We start from the raw sequence: 10446 nt of genomic DNA, 5'->3' as shown, positions 1-10446 counted from the left end.
TATCAACGAAGCCGGTATAGGTGGTTTTAACGCCATGCATGCATTATCAACCCGTAACGATGACCCGGCAACGGCATCACGTCCTTTTGATCTGGACAGGGATGGTTTTGTGGCCGGTGAAGGTGCAGGTACTATTATTTTAGAGGAGTTAGAGCATGCTAAAGCCCGCGGCGCAAAAATATACGCCGAAATGATTGGTGGCGGCATGAGCGCCGATGCTTACCATACGACAGCACCTCACCCTGATGGTTTAGGAGCTGCCCTGGTTATGCGTATGGCCCTTGAAGATGCTAACCTTACCCCTGCCGATATTGATTATGTGAACGTTCATGGCACATCAACCCCAATCGGAGATCCGCAGGAAATTAAAGCAATACAGGATGTGTTTAGCGATGATATTTACCGTATCAACATTAGCTCAACCAAATCAATGACAGGCCATTTACTTGGTGCTGCCGGCGCGGTTGAAGCTATTGCATCGATACTGGCATTGAAAAATGGTATCATCCCTCCAACCATTAATCATTTTACTGATGATCCGACTTTTGATCCTAAGATCAATTTCACTTTCAATACCGCCCAAAAACGCGATATTAATATTGTGCAAAGCAACGGATTTGGTTTTGGCGGACACAATGCTTCTGTAATATTTAAAAAGTACGAAGATTAATTGTGGTTTGATGCCTATCAGTCGGTTCTACAAGCTTTATATATCACCCAACAGAAAGTATGTTAAAATTTTAAAGAATTTGCTCGGCTTTGTGCCGGGCAATTTGTCTTTATACCGCATGGCTTTTCGCCATAAATCGGTAGCTCAAAACATCAAAAAAGGGGTGAAGAACAGTAACGAACGCCTTGAGTTTTTAGGCGATGCCGTTTTGGGCAGTGTTGTTGCTGAAGTACTTTTTAAATTATACCCTTATGAAGATGAGGGCTTTTTGACCGAGCTGCGCTCAAAAATAGTGAGCCGTGTTAACCTCAACGCGCTCGGAAAAAAGCTCGGTTTCGATAAGCTTATTGAGTACGATAACCGTATGCTTAACTCAAGCAGGCAGGGATCATTGCTTGGCGATGCCTTTGAAGCCCTGATTGGTGCAGTTTATTTGGATAAAGGCTACGACTTTACCAAAAACTTCCTGATCAACCATATCATAAAACCCCATATTGATATTCATACACTTGAGCAAACGGAAACCAATTTCAAAAGCAAGCTTATTGAATGGTGCCAGCGCCATGGCCGTGATATTATTTTTGAACTGGTAACTAATCAGGATGGTGAAAGTACCAAACTATTCACCGTACAAGCTAATATCGATGGCGAAGTAATGGGCTCGGGCAAAGAATTCAGCAAAAAGAACGCCGAGAAGCTTGCCGCCGAAAAGGCTTGCGAAGCTTTAGGTATTTAATTTCAGATTTCTTTTGATTAAAGCGGTGGCTGCTTTTCCTTTTTAAGTTCTATTGGCCCTTCTCCCAGTTTTACGGCTGTATCCGGTACGATGAACGTCGGGCTGTTTAATTTCTCCAGCTTTTCTTTATCACTGCTATTTTTGTAATACTCATACGCCCTTATGGTATGCTTGATCAGATCATAATCCGTCCAGGCTTTAATATCCTTGTATGTAGGCGTATAATAGTTCATGAACTTGCGGGCAAGGCTGTCAGTAGCCAGGCCGGTATACTGCTTCACAAATGGAATGTTGTAGTGTTTATGGATCTCGGCCTGCTCCAGTTCACTTTGGGCGTTTTGCGCAAAGCGACGGGCCCGATTAGGGGTTGTGCCCAAAAGCTCGTAAAGGCCGGTTACAGGATTGCTTAAAAAAGATAATGCCGGCGGTTTTCCGTTGTAAGTAGAACCTTGTTTTTTGTAATCTTTCAAAACCTCGTTTATCTCCTGTCTTTTGGTTTGGCCAACAACTTTTACTTCGTCAAGCTTTATTATTGGCTGCATGTAAACCGGCATGTCGCTATTGTTCAGCACCACAATTTTTTGCGGGGTATAGTCGTCCCTGCTAAAAAGCAGCGTATCACCAACGCGGGTTTTTATACTGAACCAGCCAACATCGTCACTAAGTATAAGGGTTTTGGTGTTGAGATCTTTAACAAAGACTTGTCCTACACGCTCATTGGTCACCTTTTTGGAGATAACCCCCTTTACCGTAAACTCCTGGGCCGAAACATGAACGGATATAAGGCATAAAACGCCTGTTACAAGCAGGTATAAATAGTTGCGCATCAGTGATAATTGAACGTAAATATAGGAACAGTATTTTATTTGAAATGTGAAAAAGTGTTAAAGGGCGGAGCCCTGGTGGTTAGAGGTTAGAGATTTGAGGTTAGTTTTTTTCTTTTTTGAGTGATGAACCCTCTCAATTCTGCTATTGAATTTATGTCAAATTCGAAATTGAACATTCGAAATCCGGCATAGCCTAACCTCTAATCTCCGATCTCTAACCTCCGAATGAAGGCGTAAAAATACCAATCTCTAACCTCCAACCACTAATCTCTAAATTTGCTATCTTTGCGCATGATAAAATCCATGACAGGGTATGGAATTGCCAGTTTTGATTCGGGCAATACAAAATATACCGTAGAGGTTAAATCCCTGAATAGCAAATTTTTAGAATTATCGCTTCGTTTGCCGAAGATTTTTGCCGAAAAAGAGTTTCAGCTGCGTAATGATTGCAGTAAGCTTATTGAACGCGGTAAAGTTAATTTATCTATTAATACCGAGCAGGTAAGTCAATCGGTAAAAGCAGCTGGTATTGATAAAGATCTGCTTAAACACTATTACAACCAGCTTAAAGAGGTAAGTGTTGAGCTTGGCGAACCAACAGGTAACCTGCTACAGCTGGCATTGGGCTTACCCGAGGTTGTAAAATACGAAGAAGATACCATCTCTGAAGATGAGTGGAAAGCTGTTGAAAAAACTTTTCAGCAGGCCATGGCCGCTTTCCAGGATTTCAGGGCGCAGGAAGGTAATGTTATTGAACAGGAGATAAAAGGCCGCATCAATACCATATTAAAAAACCTTGAACTTGTTGAACTGGAAGATCCGAAACGCGTTCCATTGATCCGTGAGCGCCTTAATACATTTTTAGCTGAGGCCGCAAGCCGCGAAGCTATCGATCAAAACCGTTTTGAACAGGAACTGATCTACTATATTGATAAGCTTGATATTACCGAAGAAAAGGTAAGGCTGAAGGCGCATTGCGAGTACTTTATCGAAACCCTTAAAAATGCCGATGCAAACGGTAAAAAACTGGGTTTCATTTCGCAGGAAATTGGCCGCGAGATCAATACATTAGGATCAAAAGCTAATGATGCCAACATCCAGAAACTGGTAGTAGGCATGAAAGAAGAGCTTGAAAAAATTAAAGAACAACTGTTAAACGTATTATAGTTCATCAGTTCACTGGTTCATAGTTCATTGGTTTTTCAAATCTTGTGGACTATGCTACCAATGAACAACTGAACTAATGAACTAATGAACAATGTCCAAAGAAGGTAAACTTATCATATTTTCGGCTCCGTCGGGTGCTGGTAAAACCACAATAGTACATCATTTGCTGGGTAAGATCCCCGAGCTTGAATTTTCCATTTCGGCCACTACACGCGAGCGCCGTGGTGATGAAGTGCATGAACAGGATTATTATTTTATAAGCAAAGAAGAGTTTTTGCATCGTATTGCCAAAAAGCAGTTTGTTGAATTTGAAGAGGTTTATACCGGAACTTTTTATGGTACACTCCGTACCGAAATTGAGCGTATCTGGGCAAAAGGTAAAACGGTAATATTTGATATTGATGTTGAGGGCGGTTTGCACCTTAAACGTAAATACGGTGCCCAGGCGTTGGCTATATTCGTTCAGCCACCATCACTTGAGGTTTTAATTGAAAGATTGACCGGCCGTGGTACCGATAGCGAAGAAAAACTGAAAGAACGCTTTGCCAAAGCAGAAAAAGAGCTTAAATACGCTCCGCAATTTGATATTATACTCAAAAATTACGATCTTGAAACGGCTTGCACAGAGGCGAAGGAATTAGTGAGCACGTTTATTGGAAAATAGTTGGCAGTTACCTGTTTGCAGTTGGCAGTTTTTAAATGGGAAATTATAAGGATTTACTGCTTTACAAAAAAAGCTTTGCGTTGCTATGGAAATCTACACTATAACTAAAAGATTTCCAAGAGAAGAAATGTTTTCGCTAACAGATCAAATAAGAAGATCATCCCGTTCTGTAAACATTTGTACCATCGAAGCATATCGCAAACGTCGTTTTCCAAATCACTTTATAAGTAAGCTGACAGATGTTGACATGGAAAACAGTGAAACTCAGGGTTGGCTGGAGTTTTCTTTAGCCTGCGACTATATTTCAAAAGAAGTTTATGATAGATTGTATTTACTGTCTGATGAAATAGGAAGACTTGCTCAATATATGATTGATAATCCTGGGAAATTTGGCGCCGGACTATAGGCACTTTTCTTAGACACATGATAATAGTTTGCAGTTATTCAACTGCAAACTATCAACTGAAAACTGCTGACTGAAATGAAGATAGGCTTACTGTTTGGTTCGTTTAATCCTATACACATAGGGCATTTGATCATTGCCAATTACATGGCAAACCATACCACACTTGACAAGGTGTGGCTGGTGGTATCGCCCCAAAATCCGTTAAAAAAATATGGCGACCTGATCAATACTTATGATCGCCTGGAGATGGCACGCCTGGCTACTGATAATGCAACCAACATTACTGTAAGCGATGTAGAATTAAAGTTGCCCCAGCCTTCATATACCATTGATACTCTTGCTCATTTAAAGGAGAAATATCCTGAACATGAGTTTGCCCTCATCATGGGGTCCGACAACCTCGGCTCCCTGCATAAGTGGAAAAACTACAAGCTTATCCTGCGCGATTATCGCATTTACGTATACCCTCGGCCCGGCTATGAAAATGCTGAACTGGCCGACCATCCTTCGGTTACCATTACCATGACTCCACTTATGGAGCTTTCGGCAACGTTTATACGTAAATCAATAGCCGAAAAAAAGAACGTTCAATTTTTTGTGCCGGATCCCGTTTTGAAATTCATTGAAAGCAAAAGCCTGTATAGGTAAGCTACCTGTATACTATACTTCCATTGACTTTGTATAACAGCCATTAGTTTAGCGTCAGGAATCAAAGCTCGCAAAGGCGCTAAGAAAATACCTTTGCGACTTAGCGCCTTTGCGAGCAAATAACCTACAAAGGGCGTCCTAAATTACCTAATATCATCGTTCAATAAATACTGTCCAAATCTGCATGTATTCAATTAGCAGCTAACTGCGGACGGGCATTTTTACGTTTTAAAATTAACGCTGCGATCAATGCAATGACTAAGCCAACGGGCAAGATCTCCATGTAAGTAAGCACTATAACGCCCAAAGGACTTTTATACATATTAATATAACCGGCCATGCTTGCGGCTTGCTGTTTTAGCTCGGCATCTGTTGCTCCATGGGCTTTGGCTTCCTTTAAAACATGTGCAACGTATTTGGTCATGAAATCAGGAAAGAAATTGTAGAGTTCGATAAGCCATATAATTACATAAACAGTTGAGGTGATCAGCACGATGTAAAGGCCAATCGTAAAGGCTTTGCCGAAACTGATTATGCCCTCATTGTATTTATCGCGGTAGTTTTTGATGGCTACAAATATTAAAGAGAAAGCCAGCAGCATGGAGCCATAGCCAACCCACATGTTGCCCTGAAAATTGGGGTTGTTATAACACAAGGCCCCCGAAATACCTCCGGTTGCTGCGATGATCAAGCCGGAAATAGCTCCAAAAACAAGTACATTCTTTTTCATATCGTTTTATGTTTTGATGGAACAAATTTGAGATATCAAAAAAAAATCGAACTCATACTTTCGGGTGATTTTGAAAAATATGATTCTTTTTAGTACTAAAGCATGATAACTGGTCAAGGTATAATGCTAAGTCGCTTACCCATTTCAACAGCTTGGGTACGGCGCTTAACCTCCATTTTTTCAAACACCTTTGCCGAGTGTGTTTTGATAGTATTTAACGATACAAACAACCGCTCTGAAATTTCCTGATTGCTCAACCCCTCGGCCATTAATTGTAATACCTCAAGCTCGCGCTTACTGAGGCCCAGTTTTTCTACCTCTATATTATTGATGATAAACTCTGCGCTGTTATTAACATAAACCTGCTTTTCTATTACTACGGTTTTGGGTTTGGTGAGTTTTAGCGCAAGCCAGATACCAAGCGCTGTGAAAAATACCGCGATGGCACCCATGTACACCTCATAAGCATTGTTAATTATTACAAACTTTAATTCCAGCCATTTTAGCAAAAACAATAGTACAGCAAGGCACAATCCATACAGTATGGTAAGCTTATTTTTTGCCAGCAGGTTTGAAGCCATGTTATAGTCAACGATTTATATTAAATTTAGGATATTTTAAACAAAGCAGGAAAAGCCTGGAAACAAAAAAGGCCGCCTCTAACGAGACAGCCACAAATAAATCCGGGTAATCCTAAAATCCTCCCAAATCCCGGTTCAGATTATTCATCACCTTTTTTTGCTGCATCTTTCTTAGCTTTTTTATCGGCTTTTAGTTTCGCATAGGCTTTTTGCTGTTCGGGGGTAAAGATCTTATTTAAACTGGCATTAGTTCTTTGCTTGATCTTTTGATCGGCCAGGTGGCTTGTTTTTTTGTCTTGTTTCAGTTTTTTGAGACTATCGATGCTTGTTAATTGAGTTAGCAGAACAGCATTTACTTTTTTGGCCTGATCGGCATTAAGTTTAAGGTTTTTTTGCAGGTGCTCGGTTTTATTGGCTGCTTTTTGAGCAGGTGTTTTTTCAACTTTTTTTTGTGCACTTGCAGTAAAGCTAAGGCTGCCGGCAAGGGCCAGTATCATCAGTATTTTTTTCATGGTTATTTATTTTTTTAGATAATTAAAGCTATTGACAATATAGCTGAGTTTTGGTTTAAAAAGTTATGTATTTAAGTTTGTTTTACAATTAAATTAAACCAACGGGCCTTTTTATGGTCATACCGTAGCATATAAGTTAAATCTTTTAATTAATAACCCGGGAACTATGAAAAAGGCTGTTAAGTACTGGTGTGGCTTTATTGTATTGTTGTGTTTGTTTACCGTATTTACTGCCTTTTTGCCCGGCTATTCGGATAATGCCGGTTTAAAGTTCCCATATAAACAAGCCGGTCTCACTTCTGAGCAGGCTGCAGCCCACTTATTAAGCCGTTTTACTTACGGTACGACACCCGGTGAAGTAGAAGAGGTTGCCCAAATAGGACCTGAAAATGGTTTGCTACTCAATTGAATGCGCAACTGCCAGATGATTCCCTTACTCAATTGTTGGATAAATACGATGCCCTAAAGCTTAGCAATGCCGAAGTGCTTGCCCAATATCCCAAGGGTGCTCAAGTTTTGCGGAGGGCTGTAAAGGATGGCGTAGTTAACAAAGATTCGGTAAAAACCGACCGTAAGGCATATCGCGATCAGCTGCAAAACTATATGCAGCAAAATGGTTTAAAACCCGAACAGGAACTTTTGCGCCAGTTCATCAATCAAAAAATATTAAGGGCTGCTTACAGTAATAACCAGTTGCAGGAGGTGATGACCAGTTTCTGGTTTAATCACTTCAACGTATCCGTTGTTAAAAACGACTGTTCGCAATTTATCCCCACTTATGAGCGCGATGTGATCCGTCCTAACGCATTGGGTAAATTTAGTGATCTGTTACTGGCTACAGCCAAGTCACCGGCTATGCTGTACTATCTTGATAACTTCAGCAGTTCGGGAAATAATGATAGCATGAAGCAAGGTAATGGTTTGGTACGTGACCGGTTAATACAGCAGATGCACAATACCGATACCGGACGTTTTGCCAACATGCCTAAATTAAAAAAAGGGAAACAGCCGCAAGGGCTCAATGAAAACTATGCCCGCGAAGTAATGGAACTGCACACCTTGGGAGTTGACGGCGGTTATACACAACAGGATGTTACGCAAGCGGCTAAAGTACTTACCGGCTGGTCGGTTTATCCAATGGGGGCTTACGGTAATGCCGGTCAAAAATTAATAGACCGTATTGGTGATGAAAAACTGCAAAGCCGCGGCTTTGTGCATGATGGCGATTTTTTATTCAATCCTAACAGGCACGATAATGGCGAAAAGACGGTTTTAGGCCATCACTTTGCTGCCGGCGGTGGTTATGATGAAGGCGTACAATTACTTACCATGCTGGCCCATCAACAGGCTACAGCCAAATTTATATCGAAGAAAATAGCTGTGCGATTTGTGAGCGATAACCCGCCGCAAACCCTTATCGATAAAATGGCCCGCACCTTTATAAATAAGGATGGCGATATTAAACAGGTGCTGATCACGATGGTTGATGCCCCTGAATTTTGGAGCGCAGCAGCCGTAAGGGAAAAAACAAAATCGCCTTTTGAACTGGCTATAGGTTCAGTACGTTCATTACATGCTGACATTAGTCAGCCCTACCAGTTATTTAACTGGATCAATAAAATGGGCGAAAAAATGTACTACTACCAGGCCCCAACCGGTTTCCCCGATAAAGGCCAGTACTGGATCAATACCGGCGCGTTGCTTAACCGCATGAATTTTGGTTTGGCCCTGGCATCGGGCAGGATACCCGGGGTAAAGGTTGATCTCGCCGCGCTTAATAACCATCATGAACCCGAAAGCGCACAAGCCGCTCTTATCACCTATAGTAAAATAATTATGCCGGGGCGAAAGCTTGATGAAACTATTAAGCGGCTCAGCCCAATGCTCAATGATCCTAAACTGATGGAAAAAGTTAACGAGGCCAGCGCCAAAACTCCTGCTGCAACCATAGCGCCGGTTACCGACAACAACGAAATGATGGATCAGCAAGCGGGCCTAAAAGGCAAACGAAAAAATAATTTTATGGCAATGCAAACTGCAGCCGGCAATAATTCCATGCTGGCACAGGTGGTTGGGGTAATTATTGGTTCGCCAGAATATCAGAGGCGTTAACAGCAGGAGGATAAAAACATGGTATCAAGAAGGGGATTTTTAAAATCGGGCGGACTGGCCCTTTTAGGTGTAGGTTTGCTCGGTGGTATTCCCGGTTTTTTGGCCGAGGCCGCCGCGAGCGAAAAGATCTTATCGCCATACAAAAAGAAAAAAACGCTGGTTTGTATTTTTCAGCGCGGCGCTATGGATGGCCTTATGGCTGTTACGCCTTTTACCGATGGTTATTTAAAAGCCGCCCGGCCAAATCTGTTTATGTCGGCAGCGAAAAGCGGTACAGGCAATCCGCTTATTGACCTGGATGGGCGCTTTGGTTTGCACCCCGCTATGAAGGCTTTTGAACCCATGTTCCGCGAAAAGCGTTTGGGTATAGTGCATGGTATTGGCTCACCCAATAATACCCGCTCGCATTTCGACGCTCAAGACTATATGGAATCGGGTACACCGTTTAATAAAGGTACATCAAGTGGATGGCTTAACCGGGCTGTAGGTTTGCTTGGTCATGATGCACTTACACCTTTTACTGCTGTCAGCATGACATCGGCTATGCCGCGGTCTTTTTATGGCGATAATCCGTCCGTTGCCATCAGTAATTTGCAGGATTTTGCCATTCAAATGCGCGGTAATCCTACTGGAGCCAACATGGCTGCAAAAAGCTTTGAAGACTTGTATGATCAAACCGCATCGGGCTTGCTAAAACAAACCGGGAAGGAAAGTTTTGAGGCCATGAAGATGCTTCAGAAAACCGATATTAAAAATTATATCCCAGCCAATGGTGCCGTTTATCCCAACTCGGCATTGGGCAATTCGTTAAAACAAATAGCCCAGCTTATTAAAATGGATGTGGGCCTGGAAGTTGCCTTCGCCGAATCGAACGGATGGGATACCCATTTTAACCAGGGTACCGAAAACGGCATCTTTGCCCGCAACGTTGCCGATTTGAGCAACAGCATGATGGCCCTGTGGACGGACCTCGGTACTTATCAGGATGATGTTACGGTAATGACCATGACCGAATTTGGTCGCACCGTACACCAAAATGGTACCGGCGGTACAGACCATGGCCGTGCCTCGTGTAACTTCATTTTAGGCAATGATGTGAATGGCGGTTTAGTTTATGGCGATGTAAAGCCCCTTGCCGTTGAAAATCTTGAAGATGGCCGTGACCTTGCCGTAACTACCGATTTCAGGAGCGTATTCAGTTCGGTAGCCGATAAGCATCTCGCCATAAATAATGACCATGTGCTTTTCCCGGATTGGAAAGGGGAGCGGGTGAATGTAATGAGGGGATAAAATAGCTCTTTAATTCTGCCGCGGGTTTAGCGATAGCGTAACCCGTGGTTGGGCATAACTGAAGTTTTCAACTTCAGCACAAAAATGAGGTTGACTGCGGCTC

The 10446-nt window shown here is 42.3% G+C and carries 13 protein-coding genes; 9 read left to right on the top strand and 4 right to left on the bottom strand.

From position 1 onward, the window contains the following. Positions 1-670, top strand: a 670-nt coding sequence (locus VF500_RS12635; RefSeq protein ID WP_330860017.1) for a beta-ketoacyl-[acyl-carrier-protein] synthase family protein, incomplete at its 5' end; no start/stop codon positions are given. A gap of 10 nt (positions 671-680) precedes the next feature. Beyond that, on the top strand, positions 681-1406 hold the full coding sequence (gene rnc / locus VF500_RS12630) for a ribonuclease III (RefSeq protein WP_090534754.1): 726 nt from the start codon (positions 681-683) through the stop codon (positions 1404-1406). Positions 1407-1423: 17 nt separating this feature from the next. Here rnc and VF500_RS12625 read toward each other — a convergent pair whose 3' ends face one another. Continuing rightward, positions 1424-2233 carry a hypothetical protein gene (locus VF500_RS12625; RefSeq protein WP_330860016.1) on the bottom strand — a complete coding sequence of 270 codons (810 nt, stop codon included), beginning with the start codon at positions 2231-2233 and terminating at the stop codon, positions 1424-1426. Between the two features lie 291 nt (positions 2234-2524). Between VF500_RS12625 and VF500_RS12620 the strand changes: the two genes are divergently transcribed. The 4 genes from VF500_RS12620 to nadD all read left to right on the top strand — a co-directional run bounded on the left by VF500_RS12620 (position 2525) and on the right by nadD (position 5118). After that, positions 2525-3400, top strand: coding sequence for a YicC/YloC family endoribonuclease (locus VF500_RS12620; protein ID WP_330860015.1), 876 nt, complete (start codon positions 2525-2527; stop codon positions 3398-3400). A 91-nt stretch (positions 3401-3491) separates the two neighbouring features. Beyond that, positions 3492-4064 carry a guanylate kinase gene (gmk, locus tag VF500_RS12615; RefSeq protein ID WP_330860014.1) on the top strand — a complete coding sequence of 191 codons (573 nt, stop codon included), beginning with the start codon at positions 3492-3494 and terminating at the stop codon, positions 4062-4064. Between the two features lie 85 nt (positions 4065-4149). Beyond that, positions 4150-4470, top strand: coding sequence for a four helix bundle protein (locus VF500_RS12610; RefSeq protein ID WP_330860013.1), 321 nt, complete (start codon positions 4150-4152; stop codon positions 4468-4470). Between the two features lie 75 nt (positions 4471-4545). Next, on the top strand, positions 4546-5118 hold the full coding sequence (nadD, locus tag VF500_RS12605) for a nicotinate (nicotinamide) nucleotide adenylyltransferase (protein ID WP_330860012.1): 573 nt from the start codon (positions 4546-4548) through the stop codon (positions 5116-5118). A 190-nt stretch (positions 5119-5308) separates the two neighbouring features. Here nadD and VF500_RS12600 read toward each other — a convergent pair whose 3' ends face one another. The 3 genes from VF500_RS12600 to VF500_RS12590 all read right to left on the bottom strand — a co-directional run bounded on the left by VF500_RS12600 (position 5309) and on the right by VF500_RS12590 (position 6941). Beyond that, on the bottom strand, positions 5309-5848 hold the full coding sequence (locus VF500_RS12600) for a DUF4199 domain-containing protein (protein ID WP_330860011.1): 540 nt from the start codon (positions 5846-5848) through the stop codon (positions 5309-5311). Positions 5849-5961: 113 nt separating this feature from the next. Then, positions 5962-6429: a response regulator transcription factor gene (locus tag VF500_RS12595; protein WP_330860010.1), complete on the bottom strand. Its 468-nt coding sequence runs from the start codon at positions 6427-6429 to the stop codon at positions 5962-5964. A gap of 140 nt (positions 6430-6569) precedes the next feature. Further along, positions 6570-6941 carry a hypothetical protein gene (locus tag VF500_RS12590; RefSeq protein WP_330860009.1) on the bottom strand — a complete coding sequence of 124 codons (372 nt, stop codon included), beginning with the start codon at positions 6939-6941 and terminating at the stop codon, positions 6570-6572. A gap of 166 nt (positions 6942-7107) precedes the next feature. Between VF500_RS12590 and VF500_RS12585 the strand changes: the two genes are divergently transcribed. From VF500_RS12585 to VF500_RS12575, 3 genes are read left to right on the top strand one after another with little or no spacing between them, the layout of a single operon-like run. Beyond that, entirely contained in the window at positions 7108-7350 is a 243-nt protein-coding gene (locus VF500_RS12585; RefSeq protein WP_330860008.1) for a hypothetical protein, read from the top strand. Further along, positions 7347-9053, top strand: a complete 1707-nt coding sequence (locus tag VF500_RS12580) for a DUF1800 domain-containing protein (RefSeq protein ID WP_330860007.1) — start codon at positions 7347-7349, stop codon at positions 9051-9053. The genes VF500_RS12585 and VF500_RS12580 overlap by 4 nt, the downstream gene beginning before the upstream one ends. An 18-nt stretch (positions 9054-9071) precedes the next feature. Further along, on the top strand, positions 9072-10343 hold the full coding sequence (locus tag VF500_RS12575; RefSeq protein WP_330860006.1) for a DUF1501 domain-containing protein: 1272 nt from the start codon (positions 9072-9074) through the stop codon (positions 10341-10343). The last annotated feature ends 103 nt before the right edge of the window (positions 10344-10446 follow it).

This window comes from Mucilaginibacter sp., from assembly GCF_036383575.1.
Taxonomy (GTDB): domain Bacteria; phylum Bacteroidota; class Bacteroidia; order Sphingobacteriales; family Sphingobacteriaceae; genus Mucilaginibacter.
The sequence above is the reverse complement of the archived record's forward strand: the minus strand, read 5'-3'. Positions and strand labels throughout refer to the sequence as shown.